Raw genomic sequence first — 21,974 nt, 5'->3', positions numbered from 1 at the left:
AAGCTATCTACGAGCTTATAGCATAACCCTGTTTATAGTTCTAATTCGCTGTTGCCCCAGCTCCTGTAGTCACGGGGTGGACTTCACGTGTAGGACGCTGCCTGCAACGATTTCCGATGTCTCTGCTGGGTTACGGCAACGCCCGCTTTTATAATCACTACGAACTTTCAGCACTTCCTCCTATAGGCCTATGCCGCTTTAAGCTGAAGGTGATTAACCAAGCCATTCAATGATTAAATTACGCGCTGTGCTTATTGCCCACAGCAGCGTAATGGTTTGCTATTGCTCATAAAACAGACAAGCAAGGGTTTTGCCATGCCACAATTACCGCAGCCAGACAGTAACCAGGTGAAAACACCATTAGAAAAAAGAAAGCAGTGGCTGCTCATTTTTCTAATGGTGATTATTATTGCGGCCATGGCCAGTGCAACCTGGTGGTATTTCAATTCGCGCAATGTGCAAAGCACCGATGATGCCTATGTGATGGGCAATCAGGTCACTATTTCTTCGCAGGTTAACGGCAGCGTGGTCAGCGTGAATTACACCAATACCGATTTAGTCCAGCAAGGGGATGTCTTGGTCAATTTAGATGATACCGATGCCAACCTCAACTTTAAAAAAGTCAAAAATAAGCTGGCGGAAACGGTGAGAAAAACCAAACAGATCTATATCAACGACGCCCAATATAATGCCAATATCGCCCAGGCTAAAATCGCTTACCAGCAAGCGCAGGCCGATTATCTACGCCGCACCAAGCTGATGGGAGCGGGGGCATTTTCAAAAGAAGACCTGCAACATGCGCGTGATGCCGTTAACAGCAGCAAAGCGGCGCTGGACGTCGCTATCGAACAATATCGCGGCAATCGTATCCTGATCCAGAACTCCACGCTTGAACAGCAGCCCGCCATCCTGTTGGCGGCAGAACAAATGCGCGAAGCCTGGCTCGCGCTACAGCGCACCAAAATTCGCAGCCCGGTGACCGGCTATGTCGCTCAACGCAATGTGCAGGTGGGTGAAACGCTCAGCGCTGGCCAGGCCTTGTTATCCATCGTCCCGGCCGATCAGCTATGGATTGATGCCAACTTCAAGGAAACCCAGCTCAGCGGCGTGCGCATTGGGCAAAAGGTGAGCGTGGTGAGCGATCTCTATGGCAGCAATGTGGTATTCGACGGCGTGGTTGAAGGGATCAATATGGGAACCGGCGGTGCGTTCTCGGTGCTGCCCGCGCAGAATGCCACCGGTAACTGGATCAAAGTGGTTCAACGCCTGCCGGTGCGTATTACCCTGGATGCGGAACAGCTCAAGGCATACCCATTGCGAATTGGCTTATCCACCACGGTGACCTTGCGCGAAAACAACACCAACGGCCCTGCGCTATCTACCACCCAACGCCTGAAACCGGCTTACCAAAGCCAGGCGCTGGTGCTCGATACCTCCAGTATCGACGCGGAAATCCAAGACATCATCAAAGCCAATGCGATGTGATTTATGAGCAATAACAACACACTGCTGCCGTTAAAAGGCTGGTCGTTGATCCTGGTGACGCTGTCGCTTTCGATGGCGACCTTTATGCAGATGTTGGACTCCACCATCTCCAATGTCGCCATTCCCACCATTTCCGGGTTCCTGGGGGCCTCTACGGACGAAGGAACCTGGGTGATCACCTCGTTTGGTGTCGCCAACGCGATCTCCATCCCGATAACCGGGCGTCTGGCGCAGCGGTTCGGTGAGCGTAAGCTGTTTTTAGCTTCGGTGACGTTGTTTGCACTGGCGTCGCTGTGCTGCGGGTTCTCCACCAATCTCGATATGCTGATCTTTTTCCGCGTCATTCAGGGATTGGTCGCAGGCCCGTTGATCCCACTATCGCAAAGCCTGCTGCTGCGTAACTACCCGCCAGAGAAGCGTAATATCGCGTTGGCGCTGTGGTCGATGACGGTGATTATCGCCCCGATCTTTGGCCCGATTATTGGCGGCTATATTTGCGATAACTACGACTGGGGCTGGATATTTTTAATCAACGTTCCGTTCGGCATCATCGTCGTTGCCATTACCGCATGGAAGCTGAGAGGAAGAGAAACGCCCACCGAGCCGGTAAAAATCAACCTGTTCGCCCTGAGCCTGCTGGTGCTCGGTGTGGGTAGCCTGCAAATCATGTTGGATAAAGGCAAAGACCTCGACTGGTTTAACTCTACCACCGTGATCGTGCTGGCCGTGATCGCCGTGGTCGCGCTGATTTTGCTGATTATCTGGGAAGCCACCAACGATAACCCGATCATCGATCTGAGCCTGTTCCGCTCACGTAACTTCAGCATCGGCATCCTGTGTATCAGTTGTGCGTATCTGATTTATGCCGGGGCGATTGTGCTGATGCCGCAGCTGCTACAGACGGTGTTTGATTACACCTCTGTGTGGGCAGGGCTGGCCTATGCCCCCATCGGGCTGATGCCGCTGCTGATCGCGCCATTGATTGGTCGCTACTGCGATCGTATTGATATGCGGGTATTGGTGACCTTTAGCTTTATCGTGTATGCCGGTTGCTATTACTGGCGTGCGATGACGTTTAATCCGGCGATTGATTTTACTGCCGTGGTGCTGCCGCAGCTGATGCAAGGCTTTGCCGTGGCTTGCTTCTTCCTACCGCTGACCACCATTTCATTGTCAGGGCTTGCACCAGAAAAATTCGCAGCGGCCACCAGCCTGAGCAACTTTTTCCGGACGTTATCTGGCTCGATCGGCACGTCACTCACCATGACCCTGTGGAGCCACCGGGAGTCATTTCATCATGCGCAGCTGACGCAGTCAGTGACGCAATTCAATCCGGCTGCGATCAGCCTGGATCACCAACTGCAACATCTGGGGTTCAATCAGCAGCAAGCCGCGACCTATATCAACGATCAAATTACCCAGCAGAGCCTGCTGATGTCGGCCAACGATATTTTCTATCTCTCTGCCGGGGTATTCCTGATGCTGACCTTGCTGGTGTGGTTCGCCAAGCCGCCGTTTAATACGGCCAAGGCCGGGTGATAAACGGGGAGTTAGAGAGGCGCTGCGCGCCTCCCGATTTACTTAATCCGTTTGCCGGCGCTATCAACAATCTTTTCGCCGTCCTCTTTGGCCAATGCCCCAATTTGCGGATCGGGCAGGATATCAAGCACCGTTTCGGAGGGGCGGCATAGGCGGGTCCCCAGCGGCGTCACCACAATCGGCCGGTTAATCAGGATCGGGTGTTGCAACATAAAGTCGATCAGCTGCTCGTCAGTGAAGACGTCTGCTGCCAACCCTAACTGCTCGTGGGGTTCCACGTTATTACGCAACAAGGCCCGCACGCTGATCCCCATGTCTGCAATGAGCTTTACCAGTTCAGCGCGGCTGGGGGGTGTCTCCAGATAATGGACGATCGTTGGCTCTGTACCGCTGTTGCGAATCAGCGCCAGCGTATTACGCGAGGTGCCGCAGGCCGGGTTGTGGTAAATCGTAATCATGGGTGTTCCTCGCTACAAAGTGATGGATAGACGTAACGCCAAGGCCGTCAGCGTGACCAACAACACGGGTACGGTCATGATAATTCCGGTACGGAAGTAATATCCCCAGGTGATCGTCATGTTTTTCTGTGACAAGACATGCAGCCAGAGCAGCGTTGCCAAGCTGCCAATCGGCGTGATTTTGGGCCCCAGATCGCAGCCAATAACGTTGGCGTAAATCATGGCTTCCTTAATCACTCCTGACGCAGCACTTCCCTCAATGGACAGCGCGCCAATCAACACCGTTGGCATATTGTTCATAATGGATGACAGGAACGCAGTCAGGAAGCCGGTGCCAAGCGTGGCGGCCCATAAACCGTTCTCCGCCAGCAGATTCAGCACGCTGGAGAGGTACTCCGTTAGCCCGGCATTGCGTAGGCCATAAACCACCAGATACATCCCCAGCGAGAAAATGACGATCTGCCAAGGCGCACCACGCAGCACCTTCCCGGTGTTGATGGCATGACCTCTTTTGGCTACCGCAAACAGGATCATCGCCCCCACGGCGGCAATAGCGCTGACCGGAATGCCGAGCGGCTCCAGCACGAAGAAACCCACCAACAGCAGGATTAAGACCACCCAGCCAGTTTTGAACGTGGCCGGATCTTTAATGGCTTGCGCCGGTTGCTTCAGTCGTTCGAGATCATAGGTCGGCGGAATGTCCTTGCGAAAGAACAGATGCAGCATCACCAGCGTCGCGATAATCGCAGCGATATCAACAGGCACCATCACCGAAGCATATTGCGTGAACCCCAGATCAAAGAAGTCTGCCGAAACGATATTGACCAGATTGGACACAATCAGCGGCAGACTGGCAGTATCAGCAATAAACCCGGCAGCCATGACAAACGCCAACGTGGTGCCTTTGCTGAACCCCAGCGCCAACAGCATGGCGATCACGATGGGGGTCAGGATCAGCGCAGCTCCATCGTTGGCAAACAAAGCCGCCACGGCTGCGCCTAGTAACACGATGTAAGTGAACAGCAGGCGCCCCCGCCCGTTTCCCCAACGGGAGACATGCAGCGCAGCCCATTCGAAAAAGCCAGACTCATCGAGCAACAGGCTGATGATGATCACGGCGATAAAGGTCGCCGTAGCATTCCAGACAATATTCCACACCACCGGGATATCAGCAATCTGCACCACTCCGGTGACCAAAGCCAGCCCCGCGCCAAGTGTGGCACTCCACCCAATCCCTAACCCTTTCGGCTGCCAGATCACCAGCACGATGGTCAGGATAAATATCGCCCCAGCCAGTAACATACTTACCACCTCATTTTATATATGTATTTTCATATATATTTGCGCAAAAAATTTAGCTACACAGGGTTTTACCCTCGCTGGAGCCATTCGCCGCTGCCAGCTTACGTGCCATAGTGTGGACTTCGTCCTGTTGGCTCATCCAGGCTTGTTCAACAACCAGGGCTGCCCAGGCAGGAATATGCGGGGAAAGACGATAATGCACCCACTTGCCCTGCTTACGATCCAGCAGCAACCCGCACTCTCTGAGCATTGCCAAGTGGCGTGAGATCTTGGGTTGCGACTCTTCCAACCCGGTGCAAAGATCGCAAACGCACAGTTCACCCAGCTGTTTGAGCAGCAACACGATACCCAGGCGGGTTTCATCCGACAGGATTTTGAACAGCTGCAAGGAAGTCAGGGTCATGGGTCTCTCCACTACAATCGGTAGATAAATCATACCCACAGGCACTTTCAAGTCAATAACACATTTGAATTTTCATATATGTTTTCTCATCCCTTGTCCCAGAAAGCGGTCAACATGGTGTCGATACGTCCTTTCGGCAATATGGCTTTACATTTAAGCCCATTAAAAAGCCATAATACGGTAATATATTCACACCCCGGCAACAAATAATATTGCACCCAATAGTGTGAGCCTGTTCAAGACGAAAAACGCCCAATAATGCTATTTATTCTGCATGGTTTTCTCTAACGTGGATCTGCGTCATCATGAATCATTTAGAACTGCAGGCACTGCGTCAGCTTTTTTTTATGACGGTCGAAGAATGTGCGACCTATATTTCACCTGACAACAATTTAGCTACATGGCAGCAATGGGAGCGTGGTGAAAGTGAAATACCGGCCGCTATTATTGATACATTCACAAAAATTATTAAAAAAAGAAAAAACCACATCAATGCCATCATCGACAAGATCAACAATCGCATTGGTAATAACACCATGCGCTTCTTCCCTGATTATGCGTCCTTTCTGGCTGTCTACGCCCAAGGTGATTATCTGGAATGGAAAATTTATCAGTCGGTCGCCGCACAACTTTATGCTTATGATCTCGAGCGGCTATGTTAACCCTGACTAATAGGACACATCGCGCTCATTAATCTGGATGGGATTTAATAAGGACGGCTTATCAACACCGCCTGCCCATAGTTTTGACTGACTATCACTCCTGACCGCAGTTTAACGCCTGTAACAATCTCGTGCCCAACCGTTTTTCCCGGCACGAATTATTTATTATGAACGAGTTTCAGAGCAACAACCTATGGAAAACAAGTATGTACCAACGGCCTTGGGGCTGTATCTGAATTATCTGGTGCACGGTATGGGGGTGATATTAATCAGCTTGAATATGCCTTATCTGGCAGAACAATGGCATACCGATGCCGCAGGCATTTCGATCGTCATCTCTTCTTTGGGCATTGGCAGGCTCAGTGTGTTATTAATCACCGGCATGTTATCCGATCGATTTGGCCGCAGACCCTTTATTTTTCTGGGGATAGTGTGCTATTTGGGCTTCTTTTTTGGCATTCTGCTTAGCCCCACCATTATTATCGCTTATGTATTTGGTTTTTTAGCTGGCGTTGCCAACAGTTTTCTCGACTCTGGCACCTATCCTACGTTGATGGAAGCGTTCCCCAAGTCGCCAGGCACCGCCAATATCTTGATCAAAGCCTTTGTCTCCGGTGGCCAGTTTATGTTGCCGATGGTCATCAGCCTGCTGGTCTGGGCTGAGGTCTGGTTTGGCTGGTCGTTCCTGATCGCTGCTGGCATTATGCTGCTCAACGGCCTGTTCCTGCTGCGCTGCCCATTCCCCGCGCACCCGGGGCGACGAGTGGCCACCGAACCCGATTTGAATGCGGATGACAACCCTCGCTGTTCCATCGTTGATCTCATCAGCTATACCTTATATGGCTATATCGCCATGGCCACCTTTTACCTGATCAGCCAGTGGCTGGCACAGTATGGCCAGTTTGTGGCGGGTATGAGCTATACGATGTCGATCAAGCTGCTGAGTATCTACACCATCGGATCATTGATGTGCGTGTTCATCACCGCCGGGCTGGTAAAGAAAAGGTTTAAATCAACTACCTTTCTGATGCTGTATACCTTTATCTCCTTCATTACCTTACTCACCGTTTGCCTGTATCCCAACATGTACGTCGTGATGGTTTTCGCCTTTGTTATCGGCTTCTCTGCCGCAGGCGGGGTCATGCAGCTAGGGCTGACGCTGATGGCGACCCGCCTTCCCCACGCGAAAGGCAAAGCCACCGGCATCTATTACAGCGCTGGCAGTCTGGCAACGTTCACCATTCCTTTGATTACCGCCAAGATTTCCGAAACCAGTATCGCCAACATTATGTGGTTCGATACCGCTATCGCAGCCTGCGGCTTTCTGCTGGCGCTGTTTATTGGTTACCGTAGCCATAAAGAGGCCAACCGTCCCCTTAAGATGGTACAGATGGCCAGTTAATCCCGCCAAATTACCTTCTCTGACTGTTAACTTTCTTATGCTGTATCTCCCTCTCCCCAAGGAGAGGGAATTGATCCAGTGCAGTGTTCAGGTACGGTTTCCACAACTTATTACGAACTCGATCGGTCCCCTCTCCTTTTGAGAGAGGGTTAGGGTGAGGGGCCATTATTTAGATATAGAAACCTGGCTTTATTCCTCCGACCGACACCACATACAATATTATTATGACCGCGTGCAATATCAGACAGTATTCCGTCAGCAGCTGATCTCCAGACAAAGTAAATAGCTTGTTAATAGCCATTCGCCTTCACCACGCCCAAACAGTAAACACCGTGCAGCAGCCTTCCATACCTGATTTAACCAGCGAAATATCGGCACAATTCGGCAACACCATCAAGCGCCACCTCAGCATCTTTCCCTGCAATAAAGTTGAAAACTAAAACGGCATATTACGTATTCATCACCTACTGCATTACCTATACTCAGCACACGTCAGGTTGCCGGTGTATTGGCGGTTATCCATGACCCAAGTTATTTACCGCAGTGTGACTTATCGGGATATTTTCACCCCTTACTTTCCCGCAATGATTAATGAAAAAGAAAGGCCACCAGAACAACAAGTCCCCTGGATCTAGATAACGTAAAAAATTAGCGACAAGCGGAGAACAGTATGAGCCAGAGCAAGGCCTTCAAAGCGCCATTTTTGTTAGCGGTCATCAGTATCTATTTGAGTTATTTTCTCCACGGCGCCAGCGTCATTACGCTGGCGCAAAACATGACGCCACTGGCCGAGAAGTTCGGCACCGACAACGCGGGCATTGCCTACCTGATATCCGGTATTGGGTTGGGTCGACTAGTCAGCATTCTGTTCTTTGGCGTGATATCGGATAAGTTTGGCCGCCGCGCCGCCATTTTGATCGGCGTCGCCCTGTATATTCTGTTCTTCTTTGGCATCCCGGCCAGCCCTAATCTGATCGTCGCCTTTGGCCTGGCGGTTTGCGTTGGCGTTGCCAATGCGGCGCTCGATACCGGCGGCTATCCTGCCCTGATGGAAAGCTATCCCAAGACGTCCGGCTCGGCGGTGATCCTGGTAAAAGCCATGATCTCTTTCGGCCAGATGTTATACCCGATGTTGGTCAGCTACCTGTTGGTCAGCCACATCTGGTACGGCTACGCGATGGTTATCCCGGGGCTCCTGTTCGTCCTGATCACCTTGCTGCTACTAAAAAGCAAGTTCCCCAGCCAGCTGGTTGATGCCTCCGTGGCTAAAGAATTGCCGCAGATGAACAGCAAGCCGCTGGCCTGGTTGGAGGGCGTCTCCTCCGTTATCTTCGGCGTAGCCGCATTCTCTACCTTCTACGTGATCGTGGTCTGGATGCCGAAATACGCAATGGCATTTGCCGGTATGGCGGAGGCCGACGCGCTGAAAACCATCTCCTGGTATAGCCTTGGCTCGCTGATGTGCGTGTTTATCTTCGCCCTGCTGTTAAAAAGCACCGTGCGCCCGGTATGGGCAAATGTGTTTAACGCCGGTGTCTCGGTGATCGCGGCAACCATTATCTATCTGTATCCCTCACCGCTGGTTTGTAACCTTGGCGCCTTTGCGATTGGTTTCTCTGCCGCCGGTGGGATATTGCAGCTTGGCGTCTCCGTCATGTCGGAGTTTTTCCCGAAAAGCAAAGCCAAGGTCACCAGCGTTTATATGATGATGGGTGGGTTAGCCAACTTCTTGATCCCGTTGATTACCGGCTATCTCTCCACCATTGGTTTGCAATACATCATCCTGCTGGATATTGCCTTTGCCCTGCTGGCCTTTGTTACCGCCATCATCGTCTTCATTCGCTATTACAGAGTCTTCAAAGTCCCGCAAAGTGACCTGCGATTGGGCGAGCGCTTTTTCCAATAACCCAAAACAGCGATTACGCAGGTTTGCGCCCCACACGAACATGGTTAGACAAGGAGTTTAGAATGGATGTAACCGCAAAATATGAGCTTATCGGGCTGATGGCCTACCCGATTAGACACAGCTTATCGCCAGAGATGCAAAATAAAGCGTTGGAAAAAGTCGGGTTACCTTTTACCTACATGGCTTTCGAAGTCGATACCACCACCTTCGCCAGCGCGATTGAAGGGCTGAAGGCGTTAAAAATGCGCGGCACCGGCGTTTCGATGCCTAACAAACAGTTTGCCTGCCAGTATGTCGATGAATTAACGCCAGCGGCCAAACTGGTTGGTGCTATCAACACCATCGTCAACGACGACGGCTACCTGCGCGGCTATAACACCGACGGCACCGGGCATATTCGGGCTATCAAGGAAACCGGTTTTGATATCAAGGGCAAAACCATGGTGCTGGTCGGTGCGGGTGGCGCTTCTACCGCTATCGGCGCACAGGCCGCCGTTGAAGGCATCAAAGAGATCAAGCTGTTTAATCGTAAGGACGAGTTCTTTGAACAGGCGCTCGACTTTGCCAAACGGGTCAACGACAACACCGACTGCAAGGTAACCGTGACCGATCTGGCAGACCAGCAAGCGTTTGCCAGCGCTATCGCCAGCGCGGATATCCTGACTAACGGCACCAAAGTCGGGATGAAGCCGCTGGAAAACGAGAGCATCGTTAGCGACATCGCCCTGCTGCGCCCGCAACTGCTGGTGACGGAGTGCGTGTATAACCCGCACATGACCAAGTTGCTGCAAATGGCCCAACAGGCAGGTTGCAAAACGGTGGACGGTTACGGCATGTTGTTATGGCAAGGCGCCGAACAGTTCAAACTGTGGACTGGCAAAGATTTCCCACTGGAATACGTTAAGCAAGTGATGGGATTCGAGGCGTAGCATTCCCGTAGCGCGTGGTGATGGGCTTAAATCACCACCTTATTGATTGCGGCAAAACAGCATGCAAAAGGTAAAAATGAAAACCATAACCGTAAAAAACATTGTGTTCGGCGAAGGCGCGCCAAAAATCATTGTCTCGCTGATGGGCAAAGATATCCCTGCCGTGGTGGCTGAGGCGCAGGATTATCGTCACGCTGATTTCGATATTCTGGAGTGGCGCGTCGATCATTTTGCGGATGTCGCCACGCTCAGCAACGTGCTAGCCGCCGCGCGTCAGATCAAAGAGATCATTGCCGACAAGCCGCTGCTGTTTACCTTCCGCAGCGCGCAGGAAGGCGGTGAGCAGGCGTTGCCCCCACAGGCCTATATCGCGCTCAATCTGGCGGCGGTGGACAGCGGCCTGGTCGATATGATCGATCTGGAGCTGTTTACCGGCGACGAACTGCTCAAAGAGGCCGTGGCCCATGCCCACGCCAAGAACGTCTTGGTCATCATGTCGAATCATGATTTCCATAAAACGCCGCCGCAGGAGGAAATCGTCAAGCGCCTGTGCAAAATGCAGGAATTGGGAGCCGATATTCCGAAAATCGCCCTGATGCCGCAAAACAAAAGTGACGTATTGACGCTGCTGGCCGCGACGCTGGAAATGCACGAAAAGCATGCCAACGGGCCGATAATCACCATGTCGATGGCCAAAACCGGCATTGTATCCCGGTTAGCGGGCGAAACCTTTGGCTCTGCGGCCACCTTTGGCGCGGTCAAGAAAGCCTCCGCGCCGGGGCAAATCTCCGTCACGGATTTACGCACCATATTAACGATACTGCATTAATTCAGTGGCGTACTGATATTACTGTCGGCGGGAATAATCGTCTTTCCACCGAATAAAACAAGTCACTAAAAAGAGCAATCAATTTTTCATGCAGCTTAATTGCGGCATCCGCGCGCCTGCGTGCGAGTTTGGTTGCCCCGCAAAATAAAATAAATGCATCGGTCATTAACAGGAGTAATTATGGAACTGGTAAAACCGAAAAGAATCAATGGCAGAGTCCCGGTATTATCGGCACAAGAGGCGGTAAATTATATTCCTGACGAAGCCACCTTATGCGTATTAGGGGCCGGTGGCGGTATTCTGGAGGCCACCACCTTAATTACCGCGCTGGCAGAGAAATATCAAACCTCGCAAACCCCGCGTGACCTGTCATTAATCAGCCCGACAGGGTTAGGCGACCGCGCCGATCGCGGTATCAGCCCACTGGCACAGGTTGGGCTGGTGAAATGGGCACTGTGCGGGCATTGGGGACAATCCCCACGCATCTCCGATCTGGCCGAGCAGAACAAGATTGCGGCCTACAACTATCCCCAAGGCGTGTTGACCCAAACCCTACGGGCCGCAGCGGCTCACCAACCGGGGATTTTAAGCGAGATCGGGATTGGTACCTTCGTCGACCCGCGCCAGCAAGGCGGCAAACTCAATGAGGTGACCAAAGAAGATCTCATCAAGCTGGTCGAGATCGATAACCAGGAATATCTCTACTACAAGGCTATTGCGCCCAACGTCGCCTTTATTCGCGCCACCACCTGCGACAGCGAAGGCTATGCCTCGTTCGAAGATGAGGTGATGTATCTGGACGCGCTGGTGATTGCCCAGGCGGTGCATAACAACGGCGGCATCGTGATGATGCAGGTGCAAAAAATGGTCAAGAAGGCGACGCTGCACCCTAAATCGGTGCGCATCCCTGGCTATCTGGTTGATATCGTAGTGGTCGATCCACAGCAGACGCAGCTGTATGGCGGCGCCCCGGTAAACCGCTTTATTTCCGGCGATTTCGTGCTCGATGACAGCACCCAAATCGCCCTGCCCCTTAACCAGCGCAAACTGGTGGCGCGACGTGCACTCTTTGAGATGCGTAAAGGAGCGGTGGGCAACGTTGGGGTGGGCATTGCCGATGGCATTGGGCTAGTCGCCCGCGAAGAGGGATGTGCCGATGATTTCGTGCTGACGGTCGAGACCGGCCCCATTGGCGGTATTACCTCGCAGGGCGTGGCCTTCGGCGCGAACGTCAACACCCGTGCCGTCCTGGATATGACTTCCCAGTTCGATTTCTACCACGGCGGTGGGCTAGATGTCTGTTACCTGAGCTTTGCCGAGGTGGATCAACAGGGCAACGTTGGCGTGCATAAATTCAACGGCAAAATCATGGGCACCGGTGGCTTTATCGATATCAGCGCGACGTCGAAAAAGATTGTGTTCTGCGGCACCCTCACCGCCGGCAGTTTAAAAACCGACATCACCGACGGCAAGCTGAATATTGTGCAGGAAGGGCGCGTCAACAAATTCATCAAGCAATTACCAGAGATCACCTTTAGCGGCAAAATCGCGCTCGAACGGGGATTAGACGTGCGCTACATCACCGAACGCGCCGTCTTTACGCTCAAAGCCGATGGTCTGCACCTGATTGAAATTGCCCCCGGCGTCGATTTGGAAAAAGACATTCTGGCAAAAATGGATTTCGCCCCGGTTATTTCCCCGCAGTTAAAACTGATGGACGAAAGACTGTTTATCGACGGCGTCATGGGTTTCACTTTACCTGAAGCGGTATATTAAAAGGAGTAAGGCTATGGACTTTTCTTTAACTGAAGAGCAGGAACTGCTGCTTGCCAGTATTCGGGAACTGATCGGCAATAACTTTTCGGAAGAGTATTTCCGCACCTGCGATCAAACCTCAACCTACCCTACCGAGTTTATGCGCGCGCTCGCCGATAGCGGTATTTCCCTGTTAGGTGTGCCGGAGGAGTTCGGCGGCATTCCGGCGGACTATGTCACCCAGATGCTGGCGCTGATGGAAGTCTCCAAATGTGGCGCACCGGCGTTCCTGATCACCAACGGCCAGTGTATTCACAGCATGCGCCGTTTTGGCTCAGCCGAACAGCTACGCAAGACAGCAGAAAGCACGCTGGCCACTGGCGATCCGGCCTATGCGCTGGCCCTGACCGAACCGGGCGCAGGTTCGGACAATAGCGCCGCGACCACTACCTACACCCGTAAAAACGGCAAGGTGTATCTGAACGGGCAAAAAACCTTTATCACCGGTGCCAAAGAATACCCGTATATGCTGGTTCTGGCGCGCGACCCCGAGCCCAAAGATCCGAAAAAGGCCTTCACCCTGTGGTGGATGGAATCCAACAAGCCGGGCATTAAGGTCAATCCGCTGCACAAGATCGGCTGGCATATGCTGAGCACCTGCGAAGTTTACCTCGATAACGTTGAGGTGGATGAGAGCGATAGGGTGGGTGAAGAAGGCATGGGCTTCCTCAATGTGATGTACAACTTTGAAATGGAGCGCCTGATCAACGCCGCACGCAGCGCTGGTTTCGCCGAGTGCGCGTTTGAAGATGCCGCCCGTTATGCCAACCAGCGTATCGCCTTCGGCAAGCCGATCGGCCATAACCAGATGATCCAGGAAAAGCTGGCGCTGATGGCGATCAAGGTCGACAACATGCGCAATATGGTGATGAAAGTGGCCTGGCAGGCGGATCAGAAGCAGTCACTGCGCACCAGCGCCGCGCTGTGTAAGCTCCACTGCGCCCGTACGGCGATGGAAGTAATTGATGACGCCATCCAGATCATGGGCGGGCTGGGCTATACGGATGAGGCTCGGGTTTCCCGCTTCTGGCGTGACGTACGCTGCGAAAGGATTGGCGGTGGCACCGATGAAATCATGATTTATATTGCTGGCCGCCAGATCCTCAAAGACTACCAGAGCAAATAAGGCACTAAAACGCCAGGAGGTAGCCAATAAGCCAACCTCCTGGCGCATTATCAATAAGCCACCAGCAGATTCAACCCGGTAAACATGCCTGTTCCACCAAGTTATTATTGAACTGCTTACGATATTCACTTGGGGAACAACCGACATGACGCATAAATAATTTGGCAAAATGGTCGACGTTTTCGTACCCAACCCGCCAGGCGATCTCATTGAGGCTATTATCGGTATTGGTCAGCGTAAACTTGGCCTCGGTGATCCGGCGTTGAATAACGTAATTAATCGGTGATATATGATATTCACGAGCAAACTCATGGCAAATATAGCTGACACTGGCGCGGAATTTTTTAGCTAGCTGTTCGAGCGTGATCTTCTCACGATAGTTATTATTCAAATAAACCAGTACATCCTTCACCAGCACATCTTTTTTAATGTACCCCAACTCTGAACGGTAAGCGTTTTTAAAGTTTTCATAAAACAGTGCGGTGAGGGCATAACCATAAGCATCATAAATCGATGAGGTTAACTCGTTTTTCTGCTGGGGTAATCTCACGCCGAGTTCATTAAGGATCGCTTTTATCACCTCCCCCCCTTGCCCAACGGAAACTACCGGGCAGGAGTGAGGCTGTAAAATCTGATTCTCTTCCCAGCCCTGAAACTTGAAGCCATGGACGGCACAGGTATAGGTGGTAGCCGGAGAGGTGCAGTCTGATGCTACCGCATGGAGCCGACCAGGCTCAATAACCACGATATCACCAGCGTGTGCCACGTAGTAAGAGGAATCGATGACCAGCCTGGCCACCCCCTGCTTAACGTAAATCAGCTCGCTCTCATCATTATGCACATGATGCCCAGACTCCCAGTTGGGATCGTCACTGATGACGAACCGCGAGAGTTTTGGCGTCATCCCCTGCGCAAAAAGGGCTTCTTTTTTATTATCGAAACAGCGCTGAAACATGGCAACCTCCACACAAAAACGTTGGCTTTGGCAAAATGATCAGTGGCTAAAATAGAGCGACAGAAAACAATATACAATATGAGCCCAGACGACTAAAACAAGATAGTTTGCCCCACGTGCAAGATGGCACGAAAATAAAATCACCACGATCGCGCCGCCGGCTTACCTTACTCATTGGCAAACCATTTTCCCGCACAACAATCCATCCGTTATTAGCCGTTTTTTTGCAAGATTGTTAGCAACAAAAACAGATTATCCAGTCGTAAATCCCCCTGCGCACTCGCAATATATTGTCATGCTTTTTGTCCTTTCCGCTGATAGAACGCTCTCTGCCGCCAGCGAGCGACCCACAGGAGATACCATGAAAATAATAACCTGCTTTAAGCTGGTCCCCGAAGAGCAAGATATTGTGGTTACCGCACAACGTACGCTCGATTTCGATCACGCCGAAGCCAAAATCAGCCAGTTCGATTTAAATGCGATCGAGGCCGCCACCCAGCTGGCAACAGAGAACGATCACATTACCGCACTCTGCGTGGGCGGCTCGCTGCTGCAAAACTCCAAGGTGCGTAAGGACGTGCTGTCGCGCGGCCCTCATGAGCTTTATCTGGTGCAGGATGCGCAACTGGAAAATGCGCTGCCGATGGATACCGCACACGCGCTGGCTGCCGCCGCAGACAAAATCGGCTTTGATCTGATGCTGTTTGGTGAAGGTTCCGGGGATTTATATGCCCAGCAGGTGGGCCTGTTGGTTGGGGAAATCTTGCAGCTCCCTACCGTTAATGCCGTCAGCCAGATCCAATTTGCCGGTGAACGTGTACTGGTTGAGCGCACGCTCGAAGAAGAGGTCGAGGTGCTTGAACTACCACTTCCAGCGGTTATCTGCGTGACCTCAGATATTAACGTTCCCCGCATTCCGACGATGAAGGCGATCCTCGGCGCCGGCAAAAAGCCGGTCAATCAGTGGCAAGCCAATGACATTGCCTGGAGCCAGACGCCGCCTTTGGCCGAGCTGGTCGAGATCACCGTACCGCCGCAGAAACAGCGCCAACGCATCATTCTGGAAAACGACTCGCCGGAAGCCATTGCCGAGCTGGCGGACCATCTGAAAAAAGCGCTGAACTAACCCACGACTGGAGAAAATCATCATGAGTAAACTGACAAACGTATGGGTGTTCAGCGACAACGTTGAGCGCTACGGCGAACTGATGGCAGGCGCACGCCAGTGGGGCGAGCATGTTTATGCCATCGTGCAGGACAGCGAACAGGTTGCCAGGCTCAAGTCTCTGGGTGCAGACGGCATCTACGTGCTGGAGAAAACCTCCGCACTGCAGCGCATTGAAAATTATGCTGAAACCCTGGCGGACATCTTGAAAGAGGTCAACGGCGAACAGACTCCGGCCCTGGTGCTGATGGCAGCCACCAAACGCGGTAAAGCACTCACCGCCCGCCTGGGTGTGTTACTGAACGCAGCGGTAGTGAACGATGTGACCGCCGTGCACGTCGACGGGGCTGATTTCATCGCCGAACACCGTATGTACGGCGGATTGGCCTTCGGTAAGGAAAAAATCAATACCACCACTGCCATCATCACCCTGGCTCCCGGCGTGATGGAGTCTGCCGCCGCCGACCCGGCTCATGACTGCCTGGTCACTCAGCTCAGCTATGTTACCCCGCGCCAGGAAATCCTCTGCAAGGAGCGCCGTGCCAAAGCGCTGAGCAGCGTCGATCTCAGCAAGGCCAAACGCGTGGTTGGTGTCGGACGTGGGCTGGCTGCACAGGACGACCTGAAAATGGTCCATGAGTTGGCAGCCCTGTTAGGAGCAGAAGTTGGCTGCTCTCGCCCTATCGCCGAGGGCGAAAACTGGATGGAACGCGAGCGCTATATCGGGGTATCTGGCGTGCAGTTGAAATCCGATCTCTACCTGATGTTGGGCATTTCCGGGCAGATCCAGCATATGGTCGGCGGCAACGGCGCCAAGATCATTGTCGCGGTGAACAAGGACAAAAACGCCCCGATCTTCAACTATGCCGACTACGGCCTGGTGGGCGACATTTACAAAGTGGTCCCAGCCCTGATCGACCAGTTAGGTCGTTAACCCTTTGATTCACTGCACGCATCTCGCCGCACACCCGCGGCGAGATAGGGAGCATAAGCATGTCGGACGATAAATTTGATGCCATCGTGGTCGGTGCTGGCGTCGCTGGTGCCGTAGCCAGCTACGTGATGGCGCAGGCCGGGTTGGATGTGCTGGTCATCGAGCGTGGCAACAGCGCTGGCAGTAAGAATATGACCGGAGGCCGCCTGTATGCCCATAGCTTGGAACGCATCATGCCTGGGTTCGCACAGGAGGCGCCAGTAGAGCGCAAGGTCACCCGCGAGAAGATCTCATTCATGACGGAGGAAAGCGCCGTCACGCTCGATTTTCACAGCGAGAAACCGGATATTGCCGCCCAGGCGTCTTATACCGTGCTGCGCAACCGGTTCGATCCCTGGTTGATGGAAAAAGCCGAACAGGCGGGAGCACAGTTTATCTCGGGCGTCCGCGTCGACGCGCTGATACGGGAAGGTAATCAGGTCACCGGCGTGCAGGCGGGCGACGATATCCTGAAGGCTGACATAGTGATCCTGGCTGACGGCGTGAATTCCATGCTCGGCCGCTCGATTAACCTGTTGCCCCCTTCTTCGCCACATCACTATGCCGTAGGCGTCAAAGAGCTTATCGGTTTATCCCCCTCGGTGATCGAAGATCGCTTTAACCTCTCTGGCAATGACGGGGCCGCCTGGCTGTTTGCCGGTTCCCCGTCCAACGGCCTGATGGGGGGAGGATTTCTCTATACCAACCGGGACTCCCTCTCTCTAGGGCTGGTATGCGGTCTGGGAGAGATTGGCCACGCGGGGAAAAGCGTGCCCCAGATGCTGGAGGACTTTAAGCAGCACCCATCCATTCGCCCGCTGATCCAGGGTGGAAAGCTGCTGGAGTACGGTGCTCACCTGGTTCCGGAAGGTGGCAAGGCGATGATACCCACGCTGGCTGACGGCGGCGTAATGATCGTCGGCGATGCGGCAGGATTCTGCCTGAACCTGGGCTTTACCATACGCGGCATGGATCTGGCCATTGCATCAGCCCAGGCGGCTGCCAATACGGCCATTGCGGCAAAGCAGCGGCAGAACTTTTCCGCCAGTAGCCTAGGAGAGTATAAGCACGCTCTGGAGCAAAACTGCGTGATGCATGAGGTGCACCACTTCCGCAAAATCCCTGCGCTGATGGAAAACCCGCGCCTGTTTACGCAGTATCCGCGCATGGTCGCGGACATCATGGGGGATATGTTCACTATCGATGGCAGCCCTACCCAGCCCGTGCGCAAGGCTCTAATGAAAAGGGTGAAACAGATTGGGCTGATGAATTTATTGAAAGACGGCATCAAGGGGGCGACAGCGCTATGAGCAGCGAAAATCCGGTCAACGTAGACGTCAAACTGGGCATCAACAAGTTCCATGTTAATGAAGGCCATCCACACATCATTCTGATGGATAACCCCAACATGGAGGAGTTCCGTAAGCTGATGCTGGCCTGCCCTGCCGGGCTGTATAAGCAAGACAGCACAGGCAATATCCATTTCGATTCTGCCGGTTGTCTGGAATGCGGAACCTGCCGCGTGCTGTGCGGCGACACCATTCTTGAGCAGTGGGAATATCCTTTGGGGACGTTTGGCGTCGAGTTTCGCTACGGCTGATCCTGTTAGCGTCTGTCTGAAAGAGCGTGCCAGCCCCTCACCCCAACCCTCTCCCGTAGGGAGAGGGAGCTGATAGCCCTTGCACTTTTGGCAGTAAAGAGACCCTCTCAGCAAACCGCTCCTCACTCATCAAAGGTGAGTCACTACAATTTCAAACACGCTCGATCGGTCCCCTCTCCCTGTGGGAGAGGGTTAGGGTGAGGGGCAATGTTTACCGGACCAGAACAGTTCACCCCCCCAGAAATAATGAATAGAGATAAACCAATGAGTGTCACGATAAAACTCAATCTTGAGCGCCGGGCCAAATACCGGCAACAGGGTTTTTGGGGCGATGCCTCGCTTGCCGATTACTGGCATCAAACCCAGCAGGCCATGCCGGAAAAAATTGCCGTGATCGACAATAGAGGAACTTCCTATACCTATGCCGCCCTCGACCGCGCGGCAAGTAGCTTGGCAGCATGGCTGATCTCCTGCGGTATTCAACCGGGTGACCGCATCGCCTTTCAGCTTCCCGGCTGGTGTGAGTTTACCGTGATCTACCTGGCCTGCCTGAAAACGGGGGCGGTTTCCGTTCCCCTGCTTCCCTCCTGGCGAGAGGCAGAGCTGGTCTGGGTGCTGAACAAATGCCAGGCCAAGGTGCTGTTCGCGCCAACCTCGTTCAGAAATACCCGGCCAATTGAGCTCATCTTGCCGCTATGCGATCAAATACCTGGCCTGCTTGAGGTGGTGGCCGTTGATAAGCTTTCCCCCGCAACAACCGTCCCCGCACTTAGCCAGTTGCTACGGGATGTTCCACCACTGATTACACCGGTCAGCGTGCATGGCGATGAGCTGGCCGCCGTGCTGTTCACCTCCGGTACCGAAGGCAAACCCAAAGGCGTGATGCTGACGCACAATAATATTCTGGCCAGCGAGCGTGCCTACTGCGCGCGGCTTAATCTCACCTGGCTGGATACCTTCCTGATGCCCGCACCGCTGGGGCATGCGACCGGTTTCTTGCACGGCGTGACGGCCCCCTTTCTGATTGGCGCACGCAGCGTTCTGCTGGATATCTTTAATCCGCTCGATTGCCTTGCCTTGCTGCAACAAGAGCGCTGTACTTGCGTGCTCGGAGCAACGCCTTTTGTCTATGACCTGTTATGCACCCTGCAACAACAGCCGCACGACATCTCATCGTTACGCTTCTTCCTGTGCGGCGGCACCACCATCCCGAAAAAAATTGCCCAGGATTGCCTGCAAATGGGCATTAAACTACTCAGCGTCTACGGCTCGACGGAAAGTTCGCCACACGCGGTGGTCAACCTGGACGATCCCCTTTCCCGCGTGATCAACACCGACGGTTTTGCCGCACCTGGGATAGAAATCAAAGTGGTGGATAAAGAGCGTAACCCACTCCCCAACGGTGAAGAAGGCGAAGAAGCCTCACGTGGCCCCAACGTATTTATGGGATATCTGGATGAGCCCGAGCTGACTGCCCGATCGCTGGATGAGGATGGCTGGTACTACAGCGGTGACCTGTGCCGCATGGATGCCGACGGCTACATTAAAATTACCGGCCGCAAGAAGGATATTATCGTGCGTGGCGGGGAAAATATCAGCAGCCGCGAAGTGGAGGATATCCTGATGCAACATCCACGTATCCATGATGCCGCGATTGTCGCCATGCCGGATGAACGATTAGGGGAAAGATCCTGCGCCTACGTGGTGCTGAAGGCCGCTTACGGCTCACTCACCCTGGAGGAGGTCATCGCGTTCTTTGGCCGCAAGCGGGTCGCCAAATACAAATACCCTGAACACCTGGTGGTGGTGGACAACCTGCCGCGTAACGCCTCAGGCAAGATACAAAAATTCCTGCTACGTCAGGATATTATCCAGCGTCTTGGCAAAGAGGTTAAACAGGCAGCCATGGGAAGAAGAGACGATGTTCGCGTTACGGAACAAGCAAAATGAAAGGCTCTGGCAACAGGGCTCGAACCTGTGTCCAGTCGGATGGAGAGCCGACTGCTCTACCACTGAGCTATACCAGAGTTAGGGCTATTATCTACGAGCCGTCAGCCCGGTCAAGCGGGCTAACCGCCTTTACCGGAAAAATAGCCCGCCTTGCGCAGTATCAGGGCGATCTCCGGCTTATCCACCACCACGCCATGAACCAGCTCCGGCGTTGGCACAAAAGGCACTGCCTGCCGATTGCGGCGTGGGCCGATCCACCCCTTGTTATAAGGATCGACGCCAAACTGCGCGCAGACCCGCTGCACATCGGCTTTGGTACAACTGCTGGCACCAGAAAACACTTCCCAAGGCAACGGCAGATGCGCCCATACCTGAGTATCCGGCTCCAACCCACCGCCAGTCTGATAGTGCCAGGCGGCGACGTCCCCAGCCATAAGGCGTAGCACTTTACCTAGGCACATCTGTTCGACCATCTCCTCCATGCCTAATACGACAGCCAGCGCAAGCCAACCTTGCCTGGCGCTGTTCCAGGCTCCAGCCAGGGCATTCCAGGTAGAGGAGTCATCGCCACGCTTTACTATCATGGTCTGGCGATTGAAGGTATTGCGTTGCCAGATCAATTGCAGCAATCCGGCCAGCTCGTTGAGCTGTGCCAGATAGAGAGTGAACAAGCTCAGCTTTTGCCGATCGTCGAGGTGCTTTACGATGTCACGATCCGGCATGATATGGGCAATGGCGTACCAGCCCGCCGATGTCGGCGCCTGTTGTACCCGCGCCAGCAGCATCTCGCCAATCTGGTCAAAAGCACGATCCTGAGCCTGGTTGGTAAACACGCTGCGGCGGTTCATGCGGGCGGAAAGCCAGGCAATAAAGCAGGCAACGTCCGGCGTGGAAGCAAAATCCTCATAGCGGATCATCATTGCCAGCCCCGATTTGGCCATCCGGGTCGCCTGGTATTTTTGCGTTTCCAGTTGGTAGGTCGCCAGCTTGCTCTCAAAGCGCTGCAGAAAACGGAACAGCTTGTTATAGCGCCGTTTGGAGATATCCATGCCCGCCTGTCGCCGCTGCGCACGGCTGAAACGGTCGACGATAAAATTATTACTGCCTGGAGCTTTCTGGATCTCCACCGACAGTTGCTCAATCAGTTGGCGAACCTGTTGAATATCGCTGCAATCAACGCTGTCCAACACCGGGGCACCAGCAAATAACTCTCCTGCCTTCGCCACCTGTTTCTCTGGAGCGACCGGTTGACGAAATTCCTGCATCATCGAGGTCATCTGTACCAGGCCGGACTTCAGTGACCCAGTCGCTGCCTGCCGTAGCTGAGCCGTTTCCACTGGAGTCAGGGAATCTCCCAACTGCGTGAGGATCAGTTCAGCCACGTCTTCCGGCCGTAAGCGTTTTTGCAGGGAGGAGAACAGCTGAGCAAGGTTATCCATCAGGCTTAATCCGTTAAAAAGTTAAAATCTTGTGAG

Annotated in this window: 19 protein-coding genes and 1 tRNA gene; 14 read left to right on the top strand and 6 right to left on the bottom strand. The window is 53.4% G+C overall.

The window, feature by feature from the left end:
• Positions 1-315 precede the first annotated feature (315 nt).
• Together KGP16_RS05700 and KGP16_RS05695 are read left to right on the top strand one after the other, a co-directional pair.
• Complete coding sequence (locus tag KGP16_RS05700; RefSeq protein ID WP_021805554.1) at positions 316-1,485, top strand: EmrA/EmrK family multidrug efflux transporter periplasmic adaptor subunit; 1,170 nt, start codon at positions 316-318, stop codon at positions 1,483-1,485.
• Between the two features lie 3 nt (positions 1,486-1,488).
• Positions 1,489-3,024: a DHA2 family efflux MFS transporter permease subunit gene (locus KGP16_RS05695; RefSeq protein WP_223500949.1), complete on the top strand. Its 1,536-nt coding sequence runs from the start codon at positions 1,489-1,491 to the stop codon at positions 3,022-3,024.
• 38 nt (positions 3,025-3,062) lie between these two features.
• Here KGP16_RS05695 and arsC read toward each other — a convergent pair whose 3' ends face one another.
• From arsC to KGP16_RS05680, 3 genes are read right to left on the bottom strand one after another with little or no spacing between them, the layout of a single operon-like run.
• Complete coding sequence (gene arsC / locus KGP16_RS05690) at positions 3,063-3,482, bottom strand: glutaredoxin-dependent arsenate reductase (protein ID WP_094983041.1); 420 nt, start codon at positions 3,480-3,482, stop codon at positions 3,063-3,065.
• Positions 3,483-3,494: 12 nt separating this feature from the next.
• Positions 3,495-4,784, bottom strand: a complete 1,290-nt coding sequence (locus KGP16_RS05685) for an arsenic transporter (RefSeq protein ID WP_223500948.1) — start codon at positions 4,782-4,784, stop codon at positions 3,495-3,497.
• Between the two features lie 52 nt (positions 4,785-4,836).
• On the bottom strand, positions 4,837-5,187 hold the full coding sequence (locus KGP16_RS05680; RefSeq protein ID WP_223500946.1) for a transcriptional regulator: 351 nt from the start codon (positions 5,185-5,187) through the stop codon (positions 4,837-4,839).
• 305 nt (positions 5,188-5,492) lie between these two features.
• Between KGP16_RS05680 and KGP16_RS05675 the strand changes: the two genes are divergently transcribed.
• From KGP16_RS05675 to KGP16_RS05645, 7 genes are all read left to right on the top strand, one after another.
• Complete coding sequence (locus tag KGP16_RS05675; RefSeq protein ID WP_223500945.1) at positions 5,493-5,849, top strand: YdiL family protein; 357 nt, start codon at positions 5,493-5,495, stop codon at positions 5,847-5,849.
• Positions 5,850-6,042: 193 nt separating this feature from the next.
• Positions 6,043-7,251, top strand: a complete 1,209-nt coding sequence (locus KGP16_RS05670; protein WP_223500944.1) for an MFS transporter — start codon at positions 6,043-6,045, stop codon at positions 7,249-7,251.
• Between the two features lie 670 nt (positions 7,252-7,921).
• The gene (locus KGP16_RS05665; RefSeq protein ID WP_223500942.1) at positions 7,922-9,157 is read left to right on the top strand and encodes an MFS transporter; all 1,236 of its coding nucleotides are present in this window, start codon (positions 7,922-7,924) and stop codon (positions 9,155-9,157) included.
• A gap of 62 nt (positions 9,158-9,219) precedes the next feature.
• Positions 9,220-10,086 (top strand): quinate/shikimate dehydrogenase, encoded by an 867-nt coding sequence (gene ydiB, locus KGP16_RS05660; RefSeq protein ID WP_223500941.1) that lies wholly within the window; start codon positions 9,220-9,222, stop codon positions 10,084-10,086.
• Positions 10,087-10,162: 76 nt separating this feature from the next.
• Positions 10,163-10,915 carry a type I 3-dehydroquinate dehydratase gene (gene aroD, locus KGP16_RS05655; RefSeq protein ID WP_115158787.1) on the top strand — a complete coding sequence of 251 codons (753 nt, stop codon included), beginning with the start codon at positions 10,163-10,165 and terminating at the stop codon, positions 10,913-10,915.
• A gap of 180 nt (positions 10,916-11,095) precedes the next feature.
• Entirely contained in the window at positions 11,096-12,691 is a 1,596-nt protein-coding gene (locus tag KGP16_RS05650) for an acyl CoA:acetate/3-ketoacid CoA transferase (protein ID WP_223500940.1), read from the top strand.
• 13 nt (positions 12,692-12,704) lie between these two features.
• The gene (locus KGP16_RS05645; protein ID WP_021805562.1) at positions 12,705-13,856 is read left to right on the top strand and encodes an acyl-CoA dehydrogenase; all 1,152 of its coding nucleotides are present in this window, start codon (positions 12,705-12,707) and stop codon (positions 13,854-13,856) included.
• Between the two features lie 70 nt (positions 13,857-13,926).
• On the opposite strand, the gene KGP16_RS05640 is transcribed toward KGP16_RS05645, so the two are convergent.
• On the bottom strand, positions 13,927-14,811 hold the full coding sequence (locus tag KGP16_RS05640) for an AraC family transcriptional regulator (RefSeq protein WP_223500939.1): 885 nt from the start codon (positions 14,809-14,811) through the stop codon (positions 13,927-13,929).
• A 361-nt stretch (positions 14,812-15,172) separates the two neighbouring features.
• Here KGP16_RS05640 and KGP16_RS05635 point away from each other — a divergent pair, with 361 nt between their 5' ends.
• The 5 genes from KGP16_RS05635 to fadK all read left to right on the top strand — a co-directional run bounded on the left by KGP16_RS05635 (position 15,173) and on the right by fadK (position 20,499).
• The gene (locus KGP16_RS05635) at positions 15,173-15,937 is read left to right on the top strand and encodes an electron transfer flavoprotein (protein ID WP_094983035.1); all 765 of its coding nucleotides are present in this window, start codon (positions 15,173-15,175) and stop codon (positions 15,935-15,937) included.
• A gap of 22 nt (positions 15,938-15,959) precedes the next feature.
• Positions 15,960-16,910, top strand: a complete 951-nt coding sequence (locus KGP16_RS05630; RefSeq protein WP_223500938.1) for an electron transfer flavoprotein subunit alpha — start codon at positions 15,960-15,962, stop codon at positions 16,908-16,910.
• A 59-nt stretch (positions 16,911-16,969) separates the two neighbouring features.
• Positions 16,970-18,259, top strand: a complete 1,290-nt coding sequence (locus KGP16_RS05625; protein WP_059199954.1) for an FAD-dependent oxidoreductase — start codon at positions 16,970-16,972, stop codon at positions 18,257-18,259.
• On the top strand, positions 18,256-18,549 hold the full coding sequence (locus KGP16_RS05620) for a ferredoxin family protein (RefSeq protein WP_115158578.1): 294 nt from the start codon (positions 18,256-18,258) through the stop codon (positions 18,547-18,549). Before KGP16_RS05625 ends, KGP16_RS05620 begins: the two co-directional genes overlap by 4 nt.
• Before the next feature lie 264 nt (positions 18,550-18,813).
• Complete coding sequence (fadK, locus tag KGP16_RS05615; protein WP_094983033.1) at positions 18,814-20,499, top strand: medium-chain fatty-acid--CoA ligase; 1,686 nt, start codon at positions 18,814-18,816, stop codon at positions 20,497-20,499.
• A 4-nt stretch (positions 20,500-20,503) separates the two neighbouring features.
• On the opposite strand, the gene KGP16_RS05610 is transcribed toward fadK, so the two are convergent.
• Both KGP16_RS05610 and KGP16_RS05605 read right to left on the bottom strand, forming a co-directional pair.
• Positions 20,504-20,576, bottom strand: a tRNA-Glu gene (locus KGP16_RS05610).
• 42 nt (positions 20,577-20,618) lie between these two features.
• Positions 20,619-21,938: a hypothetical protein gene (locus KGP16_RS05605; RefSeq protein WP_179249110.1), complete on the bottom strand. Its 1,320-nt coding sequence runs from the start codon at positions 21,936-21,938 to the stop codon at positions 20,619-20,621.
• Positions 21,939-21,974: the final 36 nt, after the last annotated feature.

It is taken from the genome of Serratia sp. JSRIV006 (assembly GCF_019968685.1).
Classification (GTDB): Bacteria; Pseudomonadota; Gammaproteobacteria; order Enterobacterales; family Enterobacteriaceae; genus Chania; species Chania fonticola_B.
The sequence above is the reverse complement of the archived record's forward strand: the minus strand, read 5'-3'. Positions and strand labels throughout refer to the sequence as shown.